We start from the raw sequence: 24,623 nt of genomic DNA on the forward strand, positions 1-24,623 counted from the left end.
AAAACTATGGGACAGCAGTGGCCCGTTGGCAGCTTCTTTTATAGATATTTATTAAGACTAACGCAAAAGCTTAAGGCGTTTTACGTAGCTTAATGTTCAATTCACGAAGCTGAGCTGCACTTACTTCGCCTGGTGCATTTGTCATCATACAAGATGCACTCTGCGTTTTAGGGAAAGCGATAACTTCACGAATAGAGTCAGTACCCGTCATAAGCATGATCAAACGATCTAAACCAAATGCTAAACCACCATGAGGAGGCGCACCGTACTGAAGAGCATCTAATAGGAAGCCAAATTTATCATCAGCTTCCTCATCCGAGATACCAAGAATTTCAAGCACTTTAGCCTGCATCTCTTGATCGTGAATACGGATAGAACCACCACCTAGCTCACAACCATTCAGCACCATGTCATAAGCACGTGACAGCGCATTAAGAGGGTCAGCTTTCAGCTCCTCGGGTGTGCAGCTTGGCGCAGTGAACGGGTGATGCAGCGCCGTTAGGCCTCCATCACTTGTTTCCTCAAACATTGGGAAATCAACAACCCAAAGAGGAGCCCACTCACACTGAGACATTTCAAGATCTTCACCGACCTTAATACGTAGAGCACCCAGCGCTTCAGAAACAACCTTCTCTTTATCTGCACCAAAGAAAACGATATCGCCGTTTTCAGCACCTAAACGATCCATGATCGCCATAGTTACGTCGTCGCCCAAGAATTTGATAATTGGAGACTGCAGACCATTTACGCCGTTTTCAATTTCATTAACTTTGATCCAAGCCAAGCCTTTAGCACCGTAGATGCTAACAAACTTAGTGTAATCATCGATATTCTTACGGGTCAGCTTAGCACCACCTGGTACTTTAAGTGCCGCAACGCGACCCTTAGGATCTTTAGCTGGTCCTGCAAATACTTTGAATTCAATCTCAGCCATTAGATCTGCAACGTCAACCAATTCCATTGGGAAACGTAGATCAGGCTTGTCAGAACCAAAACGCTGCATCGCTTCAGCATAAGGCATGCGCGGGAAATCACCCAGATCAACACCTTTAAGCTCAAGGAACAATTTACGAATCATTGTTTCCGTTAGCCCCATGATTGACTCTTCATCCATAAAGGACGTCTCGATGTCTATCTGAGTAAATTCAGGCTGACGGTCTGCACGTAGATCTTCATCACGGAAACATTTAGCAATCTGGTAGTAACGATCAAAGCCAGACACCATTAACAGCTGTTTAAACAACTGAGGTGACTGTGGCAATGCGAAGAACTGACCGTCATGAACACGACTTGGCACTAGGAAGTCACGTGCGCCTTCAGGTGTCGCACGGTTCAGAATTGGCGTTTCAATATCTAGGAAGCCATTGTCATCTAGGTAGTTACGAATCGCATTAGATACTTTTGAACGAAAACGTAGTTTTTCCTGCATTTCAGGACGACGCAGATCGATATAACGATGACGCAAGCGAACATCTTCACCTACTTGCTGATGCTCATCCAACTGGAATGGAGGTGTTTCAGCCTTGTTAAGAACGATAAGTTCTTTGCCTAGCACTTCGATTTCACCTGTTGGCATATCCGTATTAACGGTACCTTCAGGGCGTGCACGAACAGTACCTTTCAGTTCGATAACGAACTCATTACGGCAGCTATCAGCCAACGCGAAGCTCTCTTCGCGATCTGGATCAAATACAACCTGCGTTAAACCTTCACGGTCACGCACATCTAGGAAGATAACACCACCGTGGTCACGACGACGGTGTACCCAACCTGACAAAGTAATATCTTCGCCGATATGCTCTTTTCTTAGATCGCCGCAATAATGACTGCGCATAATTTACTGTTCCTGTTAACTTTAATAGATCTGGTAAACACCAAAACGTCTATGAATTAATAAACTTATTAAACCCCGTATGTACCGCCCTTACTGAGCTGTATCACTGGGGCCTTCTTTGTTGCCGGCAAGGTTTTTCTTCTTACCGGTTTTAAAATCTGTTTCATACCATCCTGAACCTGACAATCTAAATCCCGGCGCTGATACCAATTTAGTAACATCATCACTTGAGCATGAAACACACGCTGGCGCAGGCGCATCACTCTTGAATACAAGCTTCTCAAACTGATGACTACAGCTATTGCACTGGAAATCAAATATTGGCATTTGAATTAAGCCTTAAACCGTTCAGGACAAATCTGTGGAAAACGGCGGATTATACCTGAAATATTTGGCAGTGACAGGCCCTCACAGGGAATGAGGGCTGAAAGATTTTAAACAACTTAGTTTTAGGCATTTATTAGTAAAAATTAGAAGTCGTTAGAAGCCGAATGCATTGATCTGTAAGTTAATGAGGCACAAAATCTAGCTCGCCCGCCATCAGTGCTTCCAGCTTGCCACGTACAGCTTCTATCTCCTTCTCACTATAAGGTACTGCAGGCACTTTACCCCATACAGGTGCAGGCCATGCCTTATCGGTTTCATATCTAACAATATGATGAATGTGAAGTTGAGGAACCATATTCCCTAACGAGGCCACGTTCATCTTTTTTGCAGCAAAAATATCCGCTAAATTTGATGCTAAGAAGGAGGATTCCTTCATTAAAATGCACTGTTCTTCATCCGACAGATGATAAATCTCGGTAGCACCCGCTCTGCGAGGCACCAAAACAAACCACGGATAATTAGAGTCATTCAATAATAACAGTCGACTTACAGGGAAATCCCCCAATACAATGCAATCAGCAGCCAGTTGCGGGTGAAGTTCAAATTCAAGCTCTAACTCATCCATTTCAATACTCCTGCAAAAAACTAAATACCGGTCTGCTGATATACAGACCCTACCGCTTGACCATATTTGACATAAATTAAGCTTAGCAATTCAAAAGGGAACCTGCGACATGCTGGAACTAAAATTCAGCCATAAAATCAGTGAAATAAGTAAAACTACTTGGAATAATCTCTGCCCCACCGATAACCCTTTTATTCGCTACGAATTTCTATCTGCACTTGAATCCTCCAACAGTGTTTGCAAAGAAACCGGCTGGCAACCATTTCATCTACAGCTAGAAGATAACGGTATAATTATTGCCGTACTCCCCCTTTACTTCAAGCAACACTCTTATGGGGAGTATGTATTTGACTGGGCATGGGCAGACGCTTACCAACGCCACAATCTCGACTACTACCCAAAACTAGTCAGCGCTATCCCTTACTCACCCGTCACAGGGCCACGTTTATTAACCAAACAGAATCCACTTCCGTTACTCGCGATCATAAAAGAGCAACTGCCTAACCTATGCCAAAAGATAGGCGCACACTCTTTCCATCTCCTCTTCCCAACACAAACTGAGGTTGATGCCCTAAACCATCCTAAATTGATGACCCGTAAAGGGTGTCAGTATCAATGGTTTAACCAGAATTATGAAAGCTTTGCTCACTTTCTAGAGCGATTTACCTCAAGAAAGAGAAAGAACGTTAAAAAAGAGCGCAAAAAAATCATCGATCAAAATATCAGTCATATCCAGCTAACCGGTGAAAACATCACTCATGATTTAATGAATCAGTTTTATGATTTCTATCGCATGACTTATCTAAAACGTGGCCGTGAAGCTTATCTCACCAAGGATTTTTTCTTTGAATTACAAGAAACCATGCCAGAGAGCCTTCTGCTTGTAATCGCCTTAAAAGATGAACAGCCCGTAGCAGCGGCACTATCACTAAAAGATTCAAATACTCTTTATGGTAGGTACTGGGGATGCTTTGATGAATACGACAGCCTGCACTTTGAAACATGCTATTACCAAGGAATTGATTATTGCATTAAGCATAAGCTAGAACGTTTTGACTCAGGCGCTCAAGGTGAGCATAAAATTCAGCGCGGATTCGAGCCTGTTCCTACATGGTCTTCTCATTACGTAAAAGAGGTGGGGTTTAATCAAGCAATTAGAAATTTCGTTGATGAAGAAACTACAGCAATTACCCAGCAAATTGAGCAGTTCAGTCAGTATTTACCCTTTAAGGACGAGCTAGGTAAATGAGCTGAAAAAGCCATTCAAAAATAAAAACTTATTATCGTTCGTTCAGTAATTTCAATTAGGCTGGTACAATCACATAAACCCTTTGCACATGTGCCCTTGAGTCCCAAACAACATAATGAACGAACACGACCACATAAAACAAGCGTTTGAATTATCAGCTAAATTTTTAGCCCACAAAAGCTATAATTCATTAACTCATGCGGTACTTCATTACTTTCGTTCACTTGAGGGAGTAGAGGACGCTACATCATACGAAATTTTCGGTGATTCTAAATCTGATTCTGGGCTCTCTATAAGACGCTTTCCCATCACGCTTGACGAAACTTTTGTTGACCGTAACAGCGACTTGATGCTCAAAGCGCTACCCAAGAGCAAGGGAGGCGTTACCTGTATAAAGTTTAAAGAAACTGATTATATTTTATTAGATATAACAAAAGATGTGATGCCTAGACGTATAATCATCATTACGGGTTCAATTTCAACTGCAGATATGGTGATGTTAGAGGGCGTTTTTAGCATATATGCCAATCAAGTGGCACTACTCGACGCCAAAGAACGAGATATGCTAACCGGTCTCCCCAACAGGCAAACAATGGAATTAAGCCTAAATGAAGTTGTATCTTTTCATCGGCACCAAAAAGGCGACCATATTAAACCCTCTTGGATGGTCGTTTTAGACATCGATTATTTTAAGCTTGTGAATGATAATTTTGGACATTTATATGGTGATGAAGTCCTTCTACACTTCGCAGAATTAATGAAAAAAACCTTTCGTTATACTGATTTTTTATTCCGTTACGGCGGTGAAGAGTTTGTCGTTATACTCAACAATGTCCAATTAGAACAAGCACTCGATATTATGAACCGATTCCATCAGGCGGTTCGTGACTACGCATTCCCATCAGGAAAATTAACAGTCAGCATTGGCTTCACAATCGTAGACCCCGTGACACCTCCGCTACTACATTTCGAGCAAGCTGATCGTGCACTTTACTACGCCAAAAATCATGGCCGAGATCAGATCGTGCACTTTGCTGATATTAACTCCAGAATCGAAGTGCATGATAACGAAATAGAGCTGTTTTAGACGCCTTAAAAAAACACCCTTTCGATGAGTACCGAAAACAGCTCACACGGCTCTTTCAAACTTTAAAAGGGGCTATTATCTCAAAGCTTGATATTTTCGAAGGCTAACCCTTATCCAAATAATCGACCATCATCTGCTTTAGTTCAGCCACTTCAGCTTCCAGCGCTTCTACTCGATTTTCAAGTGCACCATTCTTCTCGCTCAAACCGCTTGGCAACGCAGTATTTTCGTCTGATACAGTGATTAGACTGTCTGCACCATTAAATAGGTGAGCATATCTGGATTCCCGTTTTCCCGGTTCTCTTTCTAAACGGGCGACCAATGACGTATCCGCACTACTCAATTTTTGCAGAACGCACTCCACTTCATGCACATCAGAAAACTCACACATGCGGTTCGTTCGACTACGTAATTCTCCAGGGGTTTGGGCTCCGCGAAGAAACAAAACAGTTATAATCGCCAACTCCTGAGCCGATAACTGCAAATCACTAAACTCTGTATTACAAAAACGATGCTTATACTTAACTACACGACTACCAAAACCAGATTCATCCCTAACTAAGCGCTTTTTAGTCAACTCATCGAGGGTTTCTTGCACTTCACTCTCTGATAGATCCATTACAGGTTCTCGATTACTTTTTTGATTACAAGCAACCGTGAGTGACTTCAATGAAAGGGGGTATTGATCAGGTGTTGTAACCTCTTTCTCCAGCATACAACCAATTACGCGCGTTTGAAGCAAACTTAAATTCATATCCACAACTGTTTCCTTTTTTCTAAACAGGATAAGTAACTTTCTTACTTCTTTTACTGCCAGCTTTCTCAAAAGCACCTATATCAATAAACATAATACTGAAGCGAAGCGAATACCATTGAAAGAGCCTAAAAATGAGCTAAAAACTCAGGCTATGCTTGTTGTTTTAAAAGGGCCCATTATTTCACTGCGATACCCTTCGACTGCCCACTTAGAAAACTTGAAACGTATTCATAAGCTCTCTACAAACTGATCAAGAATAGAAGCTTTATCATGGATCAAATTCAGTTAACTCAAATAGAATCGAACCACCCTTAAATAAGGGCATATCCAAAGGCTCTTCACGTAATAATTTAACCAAGCCCACACCTGGGGCATACCACTCCGTTTGAGTTATTTTAATATCTTGATAACCAACCCTTGGATCTACATACAAGGATAAGATAGCAGTGCCTTCGATACGTATACAGTTATCAAACGTTTCTGAATCCATTGTGACGATGTCGTTTACGGAAGATATTTCAAACAACATGTTTATCTTCTGTTCTGATGGGTCTGGCAAGGAAGAAGATGAATTACGGTGGAGCGTATAAGGCTTCGTTACCACAGACCAGCTACGTCCTACTTCTACATCAGCCAGGTTAGGCAGTATCCGCACAATTTCGTTTTCAAATCGAGGTTTATACTCAATTAATGTACGTTCAGCGACACGATAGGTTCCCGTATCATCTTGTAGAATGTAGTAGTCGGTGCCATCACTGGTATGTCGTATGTATACAGGATCTTCCGCATACTCATTTGTTAATTTAGCCTCCCCTCTGTTCTCAACATAATAAGAGCGAAGCGTCTCCTGACTACCCACGAGTTGTCTAGTTACTTGGTAATGCCAAGTAACACCCTCCTGCAGGGGGAAATACTCTGTTTTTGGAATATCTTCGTTACAGCCAAACAGCGTCATTGAAACCATAAAAAAAACAACGACTCTAAACATCATCATTTCTCCGGTAACGCAGGTGCTGGCACATTAGAAAACTTTAACTCTTTCATTTTTTGCCCTAACGCATTCTTCTGTTTAGGATCAGAAGGTTTCGCTTTGCGTGGCGCTGGCTGACCTAGCTGAGGTTGACCATTGCGTGTTTTTTTCAACGCCTCCTCAACGGCAGAATGCGCGGCTTGATCGTAAGGCAATTCATAAGCTCGCGGTTTTTCAGCCAACTCGTCATTTAACAGATCGGTGAGCCATATATAGATTTTACCTTTTTCGCCTGTTTCTTCATTAGGCTCTTCAATAACGGCGTAGTGCAATAGGAACTTTTGCGGTAGTTCCACTTGGCTCGGCCAACCTTGAGTTTCCTTCCAACCGTTATAACTAAACCAATAAAATACAACAGCAATCACAATTAAGCCCGCTTTCAGAGGCCAAGCTAACCGTCCGTATATGACTGCCAACAATACCAACGCTGTAAAAAAAACATAGGCCAACGTCAATCCTAGTAGCTCTTCACTCATTTACTATTCGCCCTAACAATACTTTTCTGAAGTTTATTAATATTCTTAACATGACCTTGAGGAGTTATCGTAAACCTTATTGCAGTTATTTCATCCCCCTCTCGTTGAATCATTTCGGTGCTGTAGCTAAGTACTTTTAATTGAGGATTGACCTCAGCCATATAAACAGTCACTGGCACCTCCTGTTTATCCTCACTTTTAAAATAATGCAAATTAACCACATAATCCCCAGGAGGTCGCCCTCTGATTGTTAATACCTCCTGATTAATAGGATTGATAATGGTCTCCCCGTTGATAAGTTGCGTATCATTTGCAATACCACGATCATCTCTATCTAAATGCATAAGTCCATGCTGTGCCCGCTTGTACCAAACCTTTGAATTTTTAGGTCCTTCCGCCCATAGATCTATATCATTTGGATTACCATCTGGCCAACTAACCGTGATTATAAACTCCGCTTTAGGGTCAATAATGCCTGCTTTAGCTGGCGGATTAAGCAACAACAGTGCAATTAAAAACAAAAAGGTAAACGTGAGCAGTGTATTAAAGAGGAGATCCGTAAAGGGGTCAGCCTCTCCTCCCTGGCGATTCCTGAACAACGTCATAACGCAACCTCAAGCGGTTCATCCTTCTGTGCTTTAAACTCTTCCCCTAAACGTAGGTTCATCGCTACAAATCTATCTGCCATACGATCTAACAGCAAATATTGAGCACTTAACAATATGCTACCGATAAGCCCAATCAACGTTGTGCTCATCGCAATACCCATACCTTCCGTCATTCTTTGCATCAATTCTTTAACATCAGCAATGGTAAGATTTTCCAAACCCGACACCGAGCTGAGCATAACAATGAATCCTATTACCGTCCCTAACAAACCTAACTTAATCATGCCCCCCACAACAAACCATCCCACTTGATGAGGACCGCTCGTTTCTTCAACTAAAAGCTCAGCGAGCAGCGACTGATCTCTCTGAACCGCAGCTTCATCAATTACATTCGCGGATGAACCAAACAAGTACTCTTGCGCTAATGACTCCCCCTTAGAAAATAATCTACTCTGAAAACATTTCTGTGACCGGTCTATAGAGTAGAAATGCTCTAACATTTTAAATTGCAGCGATAGATAGATGCTTCTATAACCACAGTGGCAGCTCATACCAATAAGCAGGAATAATATAATCAGACAAACACGCGTATTGTCCTGTTGGATAATGCTCTGCAAAACGCCCAAGTCCCAACTTAAGAAAAAACCAAAAAAAATTAAACTGCTTAGCAATAACCAATACAGCAAAACCTTGTAGCGAATAGATAAATCCATAATGAGATCACTTCCACCTAATAACTTAGAAATTACGATTATTTATCAGCTTCTGGAAGACTAAAAACCAGTAAACTATCGCCAACAGGGTATCCAGCAATACTATTTCCACCCGCCGCAACCGCTATGTACTGCTTACCGTTTACGCTATAGGTAATCGGAGGAGCATTGACCCCATAAGACTGTTGATATGACCAAAGCTTATTCCCCGTTTCTGTATCCAAGGCAAAAAACTCACCATCCCCTTCTCCACTAAAGACAAGCCCTCCTGCAGTCGCTAAGGAGCCTCCAATCATTGGGGTGCGCGTTTTATGCTGCCATTGGAGTTTGCCATTAGCTAAATCGATTGACGTCAGGGTTCCATAAGGCTTTTCACCCTTAAACTCAGGCTTAATATCTTCAAACTCGAAGTAGGTATATGTTTGCCATGGTAATGAATTGTCTCCCTTTAGCTGTTTGCGATAGTAAGTTGCAGGGCGATGTATGCCTGAGATAAACACATGAGAGGTTTCAGGGTTAACTGAAACTGGCGACCAATTGCTTCCTCCCGCAATTCCAGGAGCAATCGTGACTCCTCCCTCGGCTGGATCTGCAAATAGATTTTTCTGTGGCACAAAAGCATCAGAGGTAAAAATCAGTTCTCCCGTTTCTCTATTCAGAACATAAAACCAGCCAGTTTTTCCGGCCTGACCAACGGCTTTTACCTTCACCCCATTAACTACCGTATCAAATAAGACTGGAGGGCTAGAAACGTCATACCCCCAACGATCATGAGGCACTTGCTGGAAGCTCCACATAAGCTCCCCCGTCTGACTATCGATCGCCACTAAACTGGAAGTATGCAGATTATCACCAGGCCTTGTAGAATCATCCATGTTGGGTGCCGGATTACCCGTACCAACAAAGAGCCAGCCACTCTCCTGATCCACTGCCGGCGTTGTCCAAATAGAGCCTCCGCCTAGCTTCCAGCTATGACGAAAACGTTCCTGATCCGCTTTCTCCTTCTCTATGTCTCGGTTGTAACTTATTCCGTCAGGAGTACTCTCCTTCCATTCACCAACCCAATGTTCACCATCAACACTGTACCAACGCCAGAGCTCCTTCCCCGTTTCGATATCAAAAGCCGCTAAAAAACCACGCAAGCCAGTACGGCCATCACCAATCCCAACAACACGCAGCCCTTTATCGGTATCTAAATGCAGACCGTAACCAGCACCAGTACTACCGATAATGACCTTATTGCCAAAAACTTGAGGTGCCATATTAAAACTATGGCTCGTTCCTCCAGTGACTATAGCGCTGTCGTTTATCTCCATCCCTTGAAGCAGGCCTTCGACACTCTCTTGGATCGATAGGTTGAGGTCTTCTACTTTTCTACGCCAAATGAGTTCACCACTAAACTGATCTAGAGCTATCAAATACCCATCTACCGTTGCTTGTAGAACCTTACCCTGCGCTACAGCAACTCCTCGATTAGCAGGGCCGCAGCAGCTCTTTTGTTTGGGCGATGGATGCTGATAACGCCAAACCAAATCACCAGTCTCAGCGTTTAGCGCTACTACATGATTAAGAGGAGTACTCAAAAAAAGCATATCGCCAAGCTTTATAGGACTTGTTTGAAAACTTGCTTTTATACCTGTGTCATATTTCCACGCTAAACCAAGTGACTTGACCGTCGACTTATTAACCTGCTGCAAAGAGCTATAACGGTGATTTTTCAGGCCATTTCCATATGTTGACCAATCGCTAGCGAAAGCATTCTCATAGAAAAGAATGCCGGCAAATAATAAAACAAGATACATTGAGTGCCCCCTTAATCATCCTATTGCTGTTGTTAAATGAGTAGCGTCATAAGCTGCCCCATAAATAATTCCGTAAATAGCTCCATATAATGGATACAGCGACTTGATTCAGTTAGCGCAACTATTTAATTCAACAAGATCATTCATAGTTAGCGTTGCTATGACTTCTAAAGATTCATCCATCAGTTCATATAGCGCCTTACCACCATTATCAAAAATACTAAACAGCACAATTGCACCACCATCACCACCACACTCTGAGTGAGGCTTATCCGAAGCTTCAACTACAGTATAGGTGCCTGCAGAACGAATTTCGGAAAGAGTCCCATCCGCTTCGTAAATATGATGTTCCCCGCTCAGCACCAGTAATTTATTCAGCGATCCGTGACGGTGTAGGATAATTGGCTTATGTGGTTCTAATTTAAAAAGCAGCTCAGCCCTCTGTTGAGCTGCGTCGATATGCAAAATGCTATAGCGAAAATGCTCTAGCTCACCAAATTGCTTCCACTTCACAACATCTTCAATTCTTTGCAATTCCATAATCCATCCTTGCCATACTATTATTTTGTGACCTGTAATCTAACGAGGTTCCGGCAGAAGGATAAGTTCAAAACTGACTAATAATCCCGGGCAAATTACCCGATACTCATCTCAAACAACTTATTAAAATAATTACCTTGAAAACAACAATGCTTAGCTGGTCTCTCTAATGCGAAAAATTAGAATTAAACTAAACTCATTACTAATCATGCTTGTGTGCATTTCGGGCATATCAGCCTTAGTTTTATCAGCAGCCTTTGCACTTTATACAACCAATCAGGATTCTCGGGCTCATGCAGAGCACATTGCGCAAACAGTTCAGCAACAGTTAGCCTGGCAAATACTAAAAGTCGATAATAACTTAGCCACGATTGATAGATTTCCTGACTTTTACCTCTGGAAGAATTCAAATAGCTTTTCAGGGCTATGTGTCACATTCGAAGGGAAAGATCACGTTATAAAACGAAGTTTGTGCAGCGGTGATATCACCGAAGAATCTTGGCCTAAATCATTCGAGAATCTCTACCTTTGGCTATTCGAACCGGGTAAAGATATACAGTTTGAAGTTAAGTCTAAAAACGGCTTAGTAGGCTGGATTAAAATATCACCAAGCGTCATTGTCATATTACACAAAGCTTGGCAAAGCATCGTAAGCTTAATGACCTTTTCAGCGATCGCTATCATTATCATGTGCGCCCTACTTTATCTATCACTCCACTGGGTTCTCAACCCCGTAAGAAAAACTCAACACACATTAAAACAGATGAGCAGTGGCGATCTTACAGTCAAAGAACCCAACTTTCATATTAAAGAGTGGCAAGACACTGCTATTGCAATAAATACGTTGGCATTAAACCTAAATAAAACCATCGACGAGCGCAAACAGCTCTCTCTTAAGCTACTAGACGTACAAGAAAGCGAACGCCGTTACTTATGTCGAGAATTGCATGATGAGTTCGGGCAGGCACTCACCGGCCTCCGAGCTCTCACCTTCTATATTGAAGAGGAAATTGAGGAACGCTGTCCAGATTTAACCCCAAAAGTGCAACAAATATCGACCGTCTCTGATCACATGATGGAATTAGTTAAAGCACTACTTTTCAGATTAAGGCCTGCCGATTTAGATGAACTCGGTGTTGCAGAAAATCTAAAATCGATGATTAACGAATGGGAAGCTAAACACGAATCAATAAGCTGCAAACTGACTTTAAAAGGTGATATTGACGATATACCAACCCCTATCGCAGTTAACTTACTTAGAACAGTACAAGAGTGCCTGACTAATATAGTAAAACATGCCTCTGCAACCAGTGCTGAAGTTCAATTGCAGTATCACCCTCAATCTCACAAACTCATAAAACTGTGCATTCAAGATAATGGCAAGATGACTGTTAGCGAACCGTTCATCTCGCCAGGAAATGGAATTTTAGGGATACAGGAACGTATTGCAGCGCTTAGTGGTGAATTAAGTCTCAGTCAATCACCGCTTGGCGGCTTAAACGTCAAAGCTGTTATCCCTGTTTTACAACTAAAGAAACCTAATGAATCCAATTAATATTCTACTGGTCGATGACCACGCAATTGTTCGAGAAGGGTATCGCTCTCTATTAAATCGTCAACCGGGATTCAACATTATAGCTGAAGCCGAAACGGGTGAAGAAGCCTATACCTTATTTCGCCAGCATAATCCTGATCTTGTTCTATTAGACCTCTCACTTCCTGGTAAAGGAGGACTTGCGACACTATGCCAAATTCGCAAATTCTCACCTAAAGCAAAAGTTATAATCTTCAGCATGCATCAAAACCCCGCCATGGCTAAAAAAGCGATAGAGGCAGGTGCAGTTGGTTATATTACCAAAAGCAGTAACCCCAGCACCCTCTTGAACGCTGTAAAAGATACGATGAAAGGCGGCATATCTATAAGCGATGATATAACCAAAGCATTAGCTTTAGAGAGCTTACAAGGAAGTAAAATACTAATTAACAGCTTATCTACCCGGGAGTTTGAAATCCTGCAAATGCTGGTGAACGGCACGTCCAAACAAGAGGTCGCCGATACGCTATGCATCAGCCAGAAAACCGTTTCAAATCACTATTACCTTATCAAAAGCAAACTTAATGCTAAAAATGATATCGAACTCATTAGAACCGCAACCGAAGCGGGTTTAGTCTCACCGATCAACTTGGTAGCCTCTTGAATACAAAACCTAGACATTCAAGTATCAGCCGATCGCAGGAAGCGACCTAACCTTCTGCAAACAATGATCATTAAATTGGGGAAACAGAAGAAGCCTAAGTTTTCTGCGTTAATAATAAGCCGCTAAAATAGATCATGACCGATCCAGAAATACGTTGCACCCACTTACCTAGAACCGCGTAATTTGAGCGCTGTTTGATTATATCAATTGCTAAAGTAAGACTTATAAACCAAGCCGCAATAATGGATGCATGAATAGTGACGAGTATAAAAGCCGTTGCATACGTCGCTCCATCTTCACCCATAAACTGCGGAAAGGCAGCCATATAGAACATTGAAACTTTTGGATTTAATAATTGCGTAAAGAAACCTTCACTTAAACTACCAAAACCGCCCCCCAAGCTAGATCGTTTTTTCGGTTTAAGAGAATGCTCTGTAATCTTCTGTTTATCAGAGAGTGAATAGGTTTTAAATGAATAGTAAATAGCCTTAAAACCAACATAAAAAAGATAGGCTGCGCCTATAAGCTTTATCAAAAAAAACAGCTCCGCCGATTGCAACATAATCGCAGACAAGCCAAAAATAGATAACGCACCATGGCAAAAAGTTGCAATAAACAAGCCCGCTATATTTGAAAATGATGCCCTACGCCCTTGCCTTGACGCAGTTTTAATAATCAACGCCCCATTCGGCCCCGGGGACATAACCAACAGTAAAGCAACAAAAGAAAAGGTAATAATTTCACTCATCACAAACAGCCTTAGCCTATTAAGATCACCAGTATATAGGATGCACGAGATTCTAAAACCTTACAAATTAATAGAAGCGATTCTCGCTTCTGCTCATTTCGAAATACGCTGTAGATAGACTATATTTATTTAACGAACTTACGGATAGTCCTAAAGCACCTCAGGCTGCGACTTTTTCGCAGGGTACTTAGATGCGTTTCTTGAAGAAGACTAACCAACCGTCAATTAATGTTAAGGAGTGTTTAACGCACAGGAGTATCTATGTACAGAGATGTTTTAGTTATTCTAATTCTGGCTTTACTACCTGAAATAGTCCAAGCATGTATCATTACAATGGGATATCGTACAACTTCACGCCTACCTAATATTACAGCAGCCCCGCATAATCAAGGCTTATTTGTAGATCTATATACCGAAGCGGCCCAAGCAATAAAGTGCAAACTAAAGATCATTCGTCTACCCAAAAAACGCATATTAAAAAAGTTACAAAACGGAGAGATAGATTTCTATCCTGGCTTCACTTTCAATCTAGAACGTCATAAGTACATTCATTTCATGGAAAATGGGCTTCCTTCTTTAAATGTAGGGCTCAGCCGAGTTGAGCTACAGGAAATACATACCTACTACGACTTAAAAAATATGCGTTTGTTACTTTCACTTGGAGCCCCACGTATCGATGCAGAGAAATATGGCTTAATCATCAAACAGCCTCCTGAAGTCAGTTTCGAAGGTGCTATAGACTATATATTGGATAACAGAGCTGATTTTTATGAGGGTGAGATTTCGGCCTTCGCCTATTATTTAAAGAACCACAAGCGTTCCAAGGAACTTAAATACCACTTTAATTGTTGCGGTGGGCTTAAACCATTACTCTTAGGTTTTTCTAGAGAATCGATTCACTTTAAGCCTAAACCCAACCCTAACTACGATGATTCAATTAAAGTAACCCCCTACAATACCCCTACCCTAATCGATAAAAATTCGATTGCATCTCAATTTTCTAATGCCCTTTTTAAACTAAAAGCCAGCGGATTCACTGATAAGTTGTTTAAGTCGTATTACGGAATCGATGTATCGGAGCTAGAACAAATAGAATAACCCTTTATCACATCTAACTTTTAAGATAAGAGACCTTCTTGCTTCAAACATTGCGGCTTATGCGCTAGAGCCACTAAAGTTTTTCGATTAACTTAACTCGATTATGAAACCATCTTCAACAATGCTAAGAACTTACACTAACTTTATAACTGATAGCCATTTAGCCTAAACTCTCAAGATAGTAAACACTAACGATTAAAATCGTCACAAGAAAAACCTTGAAATTCAAACTATTACCGTTACATAATTAAACAACTTGGTGTTTTAGGTAATCGAATAAATAGGCTATTATCTATACTGACTCAAAGGACATAGACCTTTTAAATAATATCGATTTAGGCTGAAAAAAACCTACCTGATTTGTAATACCTATCTATAATTATGCTAAGAAACCTAACATTAAAAAATGGTTGAGTTTGGCAATGCGCAGTAATTCCGGTTTAGAAACAATTTGTTATACCGATGCTCAGGACGAGAACCAAGCTATAAGGGATATTTCGAACGGAATTGATTTAGCTAACACAGCGATTATCTTTTTGTTTGTTAACAGTAGTTATGACTTAGACATTCTAGCTCAAGCGATGAATGCATTTGATGATGTGCCTGTTATGGGCTGTACAACCGCTGGAAGTATCAATGCAGGTGCATTCAAAGACGAAGGGATTACAGCTGTCGCCCTGCCTAGCCAATTATTTTATGCCACTATCGCAAATTTTGAAAACCTTTCAGAACTAGAAGCTAATCAAATCGCTAACACTGCTCAAAGAGCCCTTACAACGGTCAATAGTTTCATTCATTCTGACGAGAACTTTCGTTGGTCTAAGTTTTGTGTGCAATTGATTGATGGAACGACTGGGCAGGAAGAAAAATTCACAGAGCATATTAGCCAGACGTTAAGTTATATCCCATACATCGGCGGCTCTGCAGGCGATAAATTACGTTTCAAAAAAAGCTTTGTATATACAAACCATCAGTTTCAAACCAACGCTGCAGCTGTCGCTTTCTGTGCTACAACATTGCAAGTAAAACCCTTTTTTCATCAACACTTTGATGCATCGCCTGATTATCTAATAGTAACCAGTAGCGATACTGATAATCGCAACATTAAAACCATCAATGGACTGCCCGCAAGCGAAGAGTATGCGAGGCATATAGGCGTAAGCGTTAATGATTTATCGCCGGAAGTATTTTCACTTTACCCTTTAATAGTACAAGTGGGTGGTGATAACTATATCCGTTCCATCCAAAGAGCAAACGAAGATGGAAGCTTAACCTTTTACTGCTCTATTTCCCGCGGCATTATACTTAAAGTTGCAAAAACAAAAGACATTACCATTTCACTCGATGAAGCGATGAAAACGATGACGCGTGAAATGGGGGATATTAATTTTATACTCGGCTTTAACTGTATTCTTCGATATCTTGAAATACTCGAAGGGGATAAAATTCAAGATATAGAAATGATCCATCGTGCGATAAACCTTTCGGGCTTCAATAGTTATGGCGAGCAGTTTCAGAGTACCCATATAAACCAAACCTTTACTGGACTTGCATTTGGCGGAGAGCATACAGAATGAAGCCATACTTGCCCAAATCTGATTTAGACCCTCAACAAGAAATATCAAGATTACATGATGTTATCAACGCTCTAATTGATAGACATGAGAAAGAGCAATCCACAAAAAGTGACAGTTTCGATTCCTTCCAGTCCTCTGTCATTTTAGAAAAAATGATTAAGAAGAGAACCTCTGAATTATATGAGACGCTCAACGAACTCAAGTTAATGACTCAGAAACATGAGCAAAGAGAACTTGAATTAGAAGCAGCTCATTCACTCCTTAATGAAGCGATTGAACAACTCAATGAAGGTTTTGTCTTATTCGATGATACTGATCGAGTTATTGCCTGTAACTCAAAATACAAAGAGATTTGGGAATTTAAGTCCGATATCACAGGGCTAAAATTTGAGGAAGTTCTGGATCAAACCGTCGATAGCGGCGTTTCCCTTTCGAAAAATAAAAGTTGGCGCAATATGCGTCTAACTCAGCACCAAGCTAAAGAAAGTAGCTCTATCTACCACTTTGCCGCAGGTAACTGGATTCAAATCACAGAAACAACAACCGAGGCAGGACATAAGGTTGGTATATATACCGATATCACCGATGTAAAGAATAATGAGAAAAGGCGCAGAGAAGCTGAAGTCTCGGAAAAAACAGTACTCCTACAAACCTCTATTGATAGTATTGATCAAGCTATTGTTGTCTTCGACGCCCGCGGCACCTTATTAGCACGTAATAATCAATTTACGACGATGCTAAATCTTCCTTCAGAAGTTTGTATGGTAGGGTCAAAAATTCAATTAATTAGGCCCTACAGCCCTTCTCTGTTCAACATACCTGAGCATTTAAAAAGCTCATTTTTTGTATATAAGAGACCAATTGAGTATGTGGTAAATCAAACCTCATCATTAACGATAAAAGTTAAAGCGTACCCTATGCCGAACGAAGGTAGTGTTGTCACCTTCACCGACATAAGCAAAGAAACACAATACCAACAACGTATTGAACATTTGGCTTCACATGATTACCTAACGGGTTTAAATAATCGCGCTTCATTTAACTCCTATTTACAAAAAACGCTCGAAGCCCTGATTGCCGACGAGAGTAAGTTTATTGCTTTGTTATTTTTGGACCTTGATAACTTTAAGGATATTAATGACACATTAGGGCACCAAGCCGGTGATAAAGTACTCTGCGAAGTTTCTAATCGACTACTCTCATATTCTCCAGAAAATGCATATTGCGCTCGTTTAGGCGGCGATGAATTTGGTATTCTAATCGACGCACATGATCAGGACGATGTTGTTATCAATGCGCAAAACATCCTAAGTAAACTCGTATTGCCCATGCGCATTGATGGTAATAGCATCACGATAAAAGGGAGCATAGGCATCACCCTTGCGCCTTTTGACGGAAAAGACCCCCAAGTGCTGCTGCGTAATTCAGATCTGGCGATGTACGAAGCCAAAAAGAAGATCTCTTTCCGCGAGAAATACTCTTTCTATAACTATGAATTAAACCAGATAGCGATTGAAAGAAAACAACTTGAAGTCGATCTGCTCGAAGCGATACCGAATAATGAATTTTTCATGGTTTACCAACCAAAAATCAATCTCGCGTCAGATTCTCCCCTCTATGGATTTGAAGCTTTAATTCGATGGAAACACCCTAGACGAGGGTTTGTAAGCCCTGAACTATTTGTCCCGATCGCAGAACAGTCAGGTATGATTTGTGATTTAAGCGATTGGGTTGTTGATACTGTGGGGCAACAAATTGCTGAATGGCGTGACAGCGGCTACGGCGATATTCATACCGCAATCAACCTATCTCCTGCACAATTCCATTATGGTGATCCAACTATTGAGCTCACCAATATGATAAAAAAATACGGCCTAGATCCTAAGTGCTTAGAAGTAGAAATTACTGAAAACACCATTATGGAAGGTGTGGAAAACGCTATCACATCATTACAATCCATACGCGAGCAAGGTATTCAAATTTCAATCGATGACTTTGGCACTGGGTATTCATCATTAAAATACTTAAGACGGTTGCCCGTTGATACGCTTAAAATTGATAAATGTTTCGTCTCAAAAATCGGCTGTGAGGATCGTGATGAAGCCATTGTTGATACGATTCTTTCACTAGGTAGCATATTAGAATTAAAAATTGTAGCGGAAGGTGTTGAAACAGCTGATCAGCTTGAATATCTGAAACAACATAAATGCGACCAGGTACAAGGATACTTTTTAAGTAAGCCAATGACTGCAGCGGATATTGAAGAGCAGTTTCTTTGCAAAACTCAAAGAGAACTACAATCACTGTTTTCAAGCGGCTGTAAATAGACTGTCAATTATCGACTAGCCTAGTTTTAATATGATTCTGCACTTTAGCTAAAAACCATCGTTTAAGCCTCTCTTTCAGCGACAAAAAAAAACCGGATCCCTTAAAGGGTCCGGTTAAGCAATTTGCTTCAATGACAAGAGCCATGTGCTGGAGTACCTGTAATAGATTCTCCGCTTCCCGAAACAAAGAGGTTGCAGCCTGAGTACAACTCTTTTACGAGAACACATACACGAGCATGCAATATCTCTAGTGCACGGCGACACAGCTAGTGAGGGGAGCCTGCCGCCTGACGTGTTGAAATACATATTATACGAATGATAATGATTTGCAACTGTATTTATAATTAATTTATCAATAATTAAATCAAGGCAGAGTAGACAGCATTTAGAGAATTATTTAGCTATGAGCCAAACGTAAAAAAGCCGGATCAAATGATCCGGCTTTTGTGTTTAACTGGAAGTGAGAGTCCAGTTAATGACATCAATTATCGAGGGGAGAATCGATGTCTATATAAGCCTTCTGTGAGCAGAGAAAACTTATACAAGTAAAGGCAAATCAATTGAGGTGAGGTCGTTCATTGCCTATCACTTATGAGCGACTACGATATTAATCGTATTGATAATGATTTGCAACAACATTAATAATAAAAATTTATGTTTACCTCCACCCCTCTTCCTCGATACCCTATCTACCTTAAAATTAATCACCGCTAGCACGATAGATCGCTCTTTTTCACTAACTAATAGATACCAATGCAAGCCAAAAAAATACAAGCCGATCTAATACTACTTCTCGTCGCCATTATCTGGGGATTCGGCTTTGTTGCACAACGCCTTGGTATGGAATCTCTAGGCCCCTTTGGCTTTAACGCATTCCGTTTTATGCTAGGCGCGTTATCCTTATTGCCGTTATTACTTTTTTTCAAGCCTGATCAAAACGGGAACTCTCATAATTTACTATTTAGCGGTTTCATCGCAGGCTTTGCCCTTTTTGCCGGCGCCTCTTTTCAGCAAGCCGGACTCGTTTATACAACCGCAGGTAACGCAGGCTTTATTACGGGCTTATACATTATCTTGGTCCCTCTATTAGGTTTATTTATCGGACAGCGGACCAATATTAATACCTGGCTAGGCGGCTTGTTTGCAGCATTTGGACTTTACTTGCTTAGCTTTAAAGATCTAAGTGCCATCAACGTTGGCGATATCCTCCAACTTGCAGGCGCAGCTTGCTGGGCGGCACATGTACTCATTATCGCCAAACTAGCCCCTAAGGTTGATAATCTCCAACTTGCCATTGCTCAGTTTGTAATATGCGCCCTTCTCAGCGCAGTGGTTGCCTTCACTATAGAGAACAACCTATTCACTTTAAGCAATGCTATTCAATCTTGGAAACCCATTGCTTATGCTGGACTTATCTCCGTTGGAATCGCTTATACATTACAAATTGTGGCGCAAAAACATGCTCCTCCAGCTCATGCAGCCATCATCATGAGTTTAGAAGCCGTAGTAGCTGCTTTCGGTGGCTGGTTATTGCTAAATGAATCCTTCTCAACAATCAGCACAATAGGATGCGGTTTAATGCTATTTGGTATGCTGCTTTCACAACTACCCGAGCTAAAAAAGCGAGTTCTAACTAATGACTAAAACGCTGATAGAAAATATCCCGACTAATATAATTACTGGCTTCCTTGGTGTCGGAAAAACAAGCGCTGTAAATGCACTTTTAAGTCAAAAACCTGAAGGTGAAACTTGGGCGATTTTAGTCAACGAATTCGGCCAGATCGGTATTGATCAGGCAGCAATCCATAAAGACGGCCTGTCGGATAGTGACGAAGTAGCGATTAAAGAGTTAGCAGGCGGCTGTATCTGCTGTACTTTAGGCCCTGCACTCACCTCAACCCTTGCAATACTGCTACGCCGTTCGAAGCCTGATAGATTAATTATAGAGCCAACAGGCATAGGCCATCCTAGTGGCATCATCGATACGCTGCAAAGTGACACCTTTAAAGATGTACTGGATTTACGTTCGATCATCTGTCTTTTGGATCCCCGCTCTCTCGATAATAATGATGTTATTGCCAACCCTATTTTTCAGGATCAAATAAACCTAGCCGATGTGATTGCCATCAATAAAACAGACTTAGCAACAACAGAGCAGGTTAACGTTGCAGAACAAAGGGCTAATTCCCTTTTCCCTCCAAAACAGAAAGTTGTAAAAAGCCACAATGGCCAAATCGATCTCGAACTACTTGATCTTGTTCGAAAAGATGAACTCTCCGCCGTATTTCCTGATGCCCATAGCCATAACAGAGAAGATAATTTACAAGCATCCTCTACGCCCTCGACTCCTCAACCACTCTTTGAACTACAACCTAAACCAGGAGTGCCTCTCTACAAGGAAGGCCAGGCGAAGCAAAGTGAGAGTGTTAGCCTATACACCTGTGGATGGGTATTTAATAATTCAGATACTTTTGAGTTAGATCCACTGATCGAGTTACTTCAGAATTTGCCAAATATTCAACGCATTAAAGGCGTGATTAAAACTGAACAAGACTGGCTGTTTTACAATCAAGTTTTAAATGAATCAACCTGTTCGCCTATTGCTTATCGTCGTGACTCGCGTTTGGAAATTATCAGTACACAAGCCTTGCCTTGGCAAACAATCAAGCAACAATTAATTAACTGCCTGCACCAAGCAAAGCAGAAAACTTGAACCCTTTGTGCGACAATTTGTCACTTTCTTTGTTGATCACATACTTTGTAAAATAAAACCGCATTCGGGATTGGATATATGATGAATCAGGCCAAGGGGAAACGCTCTTATATTCTCCAAATTGGAATAATAATGGCTATCGCCGTAGGTCTAGGCTTCACCCTCTATCTACCAACGCTTCTGCAAGGTACGCCCCCACAATCTCGTACTCTGCAGACAGCCCCCGGATGTGATCTTACCCAATCATCTTGTAGCGCGGTATCAGGGCAACAGCAGATTCAGCTGACGATTAATAGTGCGAAGATCAGCTCTGCGACACCACTTAGGTTTGAGGTAAAGCTCAGCAATATTCAAGCTGATCAAGTAATGCTCGACCTTAAAGGTCAGGATATGTATATGGGGCTTAACCAAGTCATGCTAAATAAAGTCCCTGGAACGACTGACCGCTGGCAAGGAGAAGCGACACTTGCGGTTTGCACCACAGGTAAGATGACTTGGATAAGTTCAATTATTGCAGAGTATAAAGGCAATATAACCCAAGCCGATTTCTTTTTTGACGCATACTAATAGGTAACTTATTTTGAAAACGCTGCGTAACCTTCTTCTATTAACAACCTTTATGTTAGTCGGAGTTGCACTTGCCTTCTATTTTCGACCTCAACCTGTTGAGCAACGTATTGCCTTAGGTGAAAAGCTAGGCGGAGACTTCATCCTAGAAAGCTCTCAAGGCCCTCTCGATCTAGAAGACTTTCGCGGTAAAGTTGTCCTTTTTTTTATTGGTTACGCTTCTTGTCCTGACATCTGTCCCACCGCTTTATCTGTGGCCTCCCAAGGTTTAAAGAGCCTGTCCCCCGAAGAACAAAAGCAAGTTGCGGGCATTTTCATGAGTGTTGATCCAGAAAGAGATACACCAGAAAAGCTCGCTAAATATGCGGCGTTTTTCCATCCTAATTTTCACGGTGCAACCGCAGACAGGACCACGATTGATAACGTTGTGAAACAATACGGCGCTTTCTACCGCATGGTAGAAATGGAGGATTCGGCAATGGGTTATGCCGTAGACCATTCCTCGCGGCTCTACCTAATAAATAAAGAAGGTAAGCTGGCTAAAGCGCTTGTACATGCAATGAACCCCAAAGAATTAGCTACAGAAATTCGTAATTTATTGTAAAGGAACTGAAAATGATCAAGACATTGATAGGCCGTGTATGCCTAGTAGGCGCATTAGGGCTAACAGCAATGAGTGCCTCAGCAGAAGTAACCGTTGAGAACCCTTATGCCCGCGCAGTTCCACCAGGCCAGATGAACAGTGCATCGTTCATGGTATTAAACAACACAGATACAAAAGATGTAGCACTTGTCGCCGCAAGCTCTAGTGTTGCTAAAGTCGTTGAGCTGCATAATCACACCAACGAAGACGGTGTGATGAAGATGCGCCAAGTAGATAGCATCGCGGTTCCTGCACGAGGTAAGGCAAACCTTCAACCTGGCGGCTATCACGTTATGCTGATCGGCTTAACTCAAGATTTGATGGAAGGCCAAAAGATCGATCTAAAACTTGAATTTTCAGATGGCAGCAGCCAAGCGCTCACACTGCCGGTACAAAAGGTAATGGCTGGAATGAAAGGGCATCATCACCATTAAGCCTGATCCCCTCAATCAGCCCATCACGGGCTGATTCCCCTACGCTAAATCGATAAAAAACCTGACATTATTCCAGCCAAAGGCTCAATTCAAAACAGTATAAATATCTGTTGAAGGAAATCACTAATAATAGATAGTCGCGTACTTTTTTATCTACTGAACTCTGTTTTAGATAAAGGACCACGGCCATTTTGTGCTGTTAATGCCTCTACTAACAGTTCAACCCGCGTAGGCAAACCAGTATCTAACAACTGATGCACCGTATTTAGTACGTTTTGCTGGAAGTCTTCACTCGCACCAATATCGGATGATAAATTATCAGCACTGAAGTTAAATTTGTGCCCCGCCGCTTGTGACATCAACCATTCAAAAGCTTGAGGGCGCACCTCAACTTTCTCAAATTCTGCTTGTTCATGAGCAGTGCGACCATCAGGTTTGTACCAGTAACCAAAATCGACTAACTCTCGCCGTTCTGGCCCTGCGACACACCAATGGGCAATTTCATGCAATGCACTGGCATAAAAACCATGAGCAAAAATTACTCGATGATGAGGATTTTCTTTATCCGCAGGAAGATAGATAGGCTCATCATCCCCTTTAACCAGGACGGTATTAAGGGAATCTTTAAAGAGTCGATTAAAAAGATTAATCAAATCATTTACTACAGGTTCTTTCACATGATGCCTTTATGATATTCAGGTTCAAACAGTCAAAATGTTACTGAAGATAAGGTTGCCAAACGTTTTGTTTTAACCACCAACTTTCACCCGTGATACGATTGATGCGTGCAGCAACATAGCCCTTAATATCCTTATCAGCACGTAACAACACAACTTCGTATTCAGCGGTCCCTGTAGCAGCGCTTTCGTCCAACTGATTCCACTGACCTTTATCAGCTAACCAAGTTTCGCCTGTAAAACGATGGAAACGTATAAGAACCCATTGCCCCTTCGCTGTATAGGCTGATACAACGCGAAAGGCTCCATCCTGAACTTGACTACTGAGTTCATTTGCCATCATCGTAATTTGGTCAAGGACACCATTAAAAGCATCCGGCTGTGCTGCTTCCTGAACAGGTACTGCTTCATTATTTAATGCCAATGCTTGTACGTCAGTCTGCAAGCTTTGCAGCTGAATAGAGAGTGCTTGGTTTTGTTGCTGAAGCTGGGCGGATTGCGACTTAATTTGCAAAAGATGATCTTGAACTGCTGTCATACGGTTACCAATCAGTTCAAACTGATCGACAGACTTATTCGATGCCTTTTCAGTC

The 24,623-nt window shown here is 41.5% G+C and carries 25 protein-coding genes; 12 read left to right on the plus strand and 13 right to left on the minus strand.

The window, feature by feature from the left end:
• Positions 1-70: 70 nt before the first annotated feature.
• From aspS to B4K11_RS03670, 3 genes are all read right to left on the minus strand, one after another.
• Positions 71-1,834 carry an aspartate--tRNA ligase gene (gene aspS, locus B4K11_RS03660; RefSeq protein ID WP_292955264.1) on the minus strand — a complete coding sequence of 588 codons (1,764 nt, stop codon included), beginning with the start codon at positions 1,832-1,834 and terminating at the stop codon, positions 71-73.
• Between the two features lie 90 nt (positions 1,835-1,924).
• Positions 1,925-2,161: an FmdB family zinc ribbon protein gene (locus B4K11_RS03665; RefSeq protein WP_292955267.1), complete on the minus strand. Its 237-nt coding sequence runs from the start codon at positions 2,159-2,161 to the stop codon at positions 1,925-1,927.
• Positions 2,162-2,342: 181 nt separating this feature from the next.
• Complete coding sequence (locus B4K11_RS03670; RefSeq protein ID WP_292955270.1) at positions 2,343-2,786, minus strand: HIT domain-containing protein; 444 nt, start codon at positions 2,784-2,786, stop codon at positions 2,343-2,345.
• Positions 2,787-2,895: 109 nt separating this feature from the next.
• Here B4K11_RS03670 and B4K11_RS03675 point away from each other — a divergent pair, with 109 nt between their 5' ends.
• Both B4K11_RS03675 and B4K11_RS03680 read left to right on the plus strand, forming a co-directional pair.
• Positions 2,896-4,035 (plus strand): GNAT family N-acetyltransferase, encoded by a 1,140-nt coding sequence (locus B4K11_RS03675; RefSeq protein WP_292955273.1) that lies wholly within the window; start codon positions 2,896-2,898, stop codon positions 4,033-4,035.
• A gap of 115 nt (positions 4,036-4,150) precedes the next feature.
• Entirely contained in the window at positions 4,151-5,122 is a 972-nt protein-coding gene (locus tag B4K11_RS03680) for a GGDEF domain-containing protein (protein ID WP_292955276.1), read from the plus strand.
• Positions 5,123-5,225: 103 nt separating this feature from the next.
• On the opposite strand, the gene B4K11_RS03685 is transcribed toward B4K11_RS03680, so the two are convergent.
• The 7 genes from B4K11_RS03685 to B4K11_RS03715 form a co-directional block, all read right to left on the minus strand.
• Positions 5,226-5,876 carry a YceH family protein gene (locus B4K11_RS03685; protein ID WP_348702888.1) on the minus strand — a complete coding sequence of 217 codons (651 nt, stop codon included), beginning with the start codon at positions 5,874-5,876 and terminating at the stop codon, positions 5,226-5,228.
• A 271-nt stretch (positions 5,877-6,147) separates the two neighbouring features.
• Complete coding sequence (locus B4K11_RS03690; protein ID WP_292955282.1) at positions 6,148-6,873, minus strand: hypothetical protein; 726 nt, start codon at positions 6,871-6,873, stop codon at positions 6,148-6,150.
• A complete protein-coding gene (locus tag B4K11_RS03695) occupies positions 6,870-7,385 on the minus strand; it encodes a hypothetical protein (protein WP_292955285.1) in 516 nt (171 codons plus the stop codon). The genes B4K11_RS03690 and B4K11_RS03695 overlap by 4 nt, the downstream gene beginning before the upstream one ends.
• Positions 7,382-7,990 carry a hypothetical protein gene (locus tag B4K11_RS03700; RefSeq protein ID WP_292955288.1) on the minus strand — a complete coding sequence of 203 codons (609 nt, stop codon included), beginning with the start codon at positions 7,988-7,990 and terminating at the stop codon, positions 7,382-7,384. The genes B4K11_RS03695 and B4K11_RS03700 overlap by 4 nt, the downstream gene beginning before the upstream one ends.
• On the minus strand, positions 7,987-8,706 hold the full coding sequence (locus B4K11_RS03705) for a MotA/TolQ/ExbB proton channel family protein (protein ID WP_292955291.1): 720 nt from the start codon (positions 8,704-8,706) through the stop codon (positions 7,987-7,989). The genes B4K11_RS03700 and B4K11_RS03705 overlap by 4 nt, the downstream gene beginning before the upstream one ends.
• A gap of 38 nt (positions 8,707-8,744) precedes the next feature.
• Positions 8,745-10,508, minus strand: coding sequence for a pyrroloquinoline quinone-dependent dehydrogenase (locus B4K11_RS03710; RefSeq protein ID WP_292959241.1), 1,764 nt, complete (start codon positions 10,506-10,508; stop codon positions 8,745-8,747).
• 108 nt (positions 10,509-10,616) lie between these two features.
• A complete protein-coding gene (locus B4K11_RS03715) occupies positions 10,617-11,048 on the minus strand; it encodes a hypothetical protein (protein WP_292955297.1) in 432 nt (143 codons plus the stop codon).
• Between the two features lie 169 nt (positions 11,049-11,217).
• Here B4K11_RS03715 and B4K11_RS03720 point away from each other — a divergent pair, with 169 nt between their 5' ends.
• Complete coding sequence (locus B4K11_RS03720; RefSeq protein ID WP_292955300.1) at positions 11,218-12,603, plus strand: sensor histidine kinase; 1,386 nt, start codon at positions 11,218-11,220, stop codon at positions 12,601-12,603.
• Entirely contained in the window at positions 12,590-13,246 is a 657-nt protein-coding gene (locus B4K11_RS03725; protein WP_292955303.1) for a response regulator, read from the plus strand. Before B4K11_RS03720 ends, B4K11_RS03725 begins: the two co-directional genes overlap by 14 nt.
• Positions 13,247-13,340: 94 nt before the next feature.
• On the opposite strand, the gene B4K11_RS03730 is transcribed toward B4K11_RS03725, so the two are convergent.
• Positions 13,341-13,994: a LysE family translocator gene (locus B4K11_RS03730; RefSeq protein ID WP_292955306.1), complete on the minus strand. Its 654-nt coding sequence runs from the start codon at positions 13,992-13,994 to the stop codon at positions 13,341-13,343.
• A 261-nt stretch (positions 13,995-14,255) separates the two neighbouring features.
• Here B4K11_RS03730 and B4K11_RS03735 point away from each other — a divergent pair, with 261 nt between their 5' ends.
• From B4K11_RS03735 to B4K11_RS03770, 8 genes are all read left to right on the plus strand, one after another.
• Positions 14,256-15,092 (plus strand): substrate-binding periplasmic protein, encoded by an 837-nt coding sequence (locus tag B4K11_RS03735; protein ID WP_292955309.1) that lies wholly within the window; start codon positions 14,256-14,258, stop codon positions 15,090-15,092.
• 422 nt (positions 15,093-15,514) lie between these two features.
• The gene (locus B4K11_RS03740) at positions 15,515-16,669 is read left to right on the plus strand and encodes an FIST N-terminal domain-containing protein (protein ID WP_292955312.1); all 1,155 of its coding nucleotides are present in this window, start codon (positions 15,515-15,517) and stop codon (positions 16,667-16,669) included.
• Positions 16,666-18,996: an EAL domain-containing protein gene (locus tag B4K11_RS03745; protein ID WP_292955315.1), complete on the plus strand. Its 2,331-nt coding sequence runs from the start codon at positions 16,666-16,668 to the stop codon at positions 18,994-18,996. The genes B4K11_RS03740 and B4K11_RS03745 overlap by 4 nt, the downstream gene beginning before the upstream one ends.
• A 753-nt stretch (positions 18,997-19,749) precedes the next feature.
• Entirely contained in the window at positions 19,750-20,640 is an 891-nt protein-coding gene (locus tag B4K11_RS03750; protein ID WP_292955318.1) for a DMT family transporter, read from the plus strand.
• Complete coding sequence (locus tag B4K11_RS03755; RefSeq protein ID WP_292955321.1) at positions 20,633-21,709, plus strand: CobW family GTP-binding protein; 1,077 nt, start codon at positions 20,633-20,635, stop codon at positions 21,707-21,709. Before B4K11_RS03750 ends, B4K11_RS03755 begins: the two co-directional genes overlap by 8 nt.
• 132 nt (positions 21,710-21,841) lie before the next feature.
• Positions 21,842-22,276, plus strand: a complete 435-nt coding sequence (locus B4K11_RS03760; protein ID WP_292955324.1) for a hypothetical protein — start codon at positions 21,842-21,844, stop codon at positions 22,274-22,276.
• Positions 22,277-22,289: 13 nt separating this feature from the next.
• The gene (locus B4K11_RS03765) at positions 22,290-22,880 is read left to right on the plus strand and encodes an SCO family protein (protein WP_292955327.1); all 591 of its coding nucleotides are present in this window, start codon (positions 22,290-22,292) and stop codon (positions 22,878-22,880) included.
• An 11-nt stretch (positions 22,881-22,891) separates the two neighbouring features.
• Positions 22,892-23,353, plus strand: coding sequence for a copper chaperone PCu(A)C (locus tag B4K11_RS03770; protein WP_292955330.1), 462 nt, complete (start codon positions 22,892-22,894; stop codon positions 23,351-23,353).
• 149 nt (positions 23,354-23,502) lie between these two features.
• Here the strand turns inward: B4K11_RS03770 and B4K11_RS03775 are convergent, their stop codons facing one another.
• Both B4K11_RS03775 and B4K11_RS03780 read right to left on the minus strand, forming a co-directional pair.
• On the minus strand, positions 23,503-24,030 hold the full coding sequence (locus B4K11_RS03775) for an elongation factor P hydroxylase (protein WP_292955333.1): 528 nt from the start codon (positions 24,028-24,030) through the stop codon (positions 23,503-23,505).
• 40 nt (positions 24,031-24,070) lie between these two features.
• Positions 24,071-24,623, minus strand: a 553-nt coding sequence (locus tag B4K11_RS03780; protein WP_292959242.1) for a hypothetical protein, incomplete at its 5' end; no start/stop codon positions are given.

Source organism: Neptuniibacter sp. UBA6509 (assembly GCA_002435145.1).
Taxonomy (GTDB): Bacteria; Pseudomonadota; Gammaproteobacteria; order Pseudomonadales; family Balneatricaceae; genus Neptuniibacter.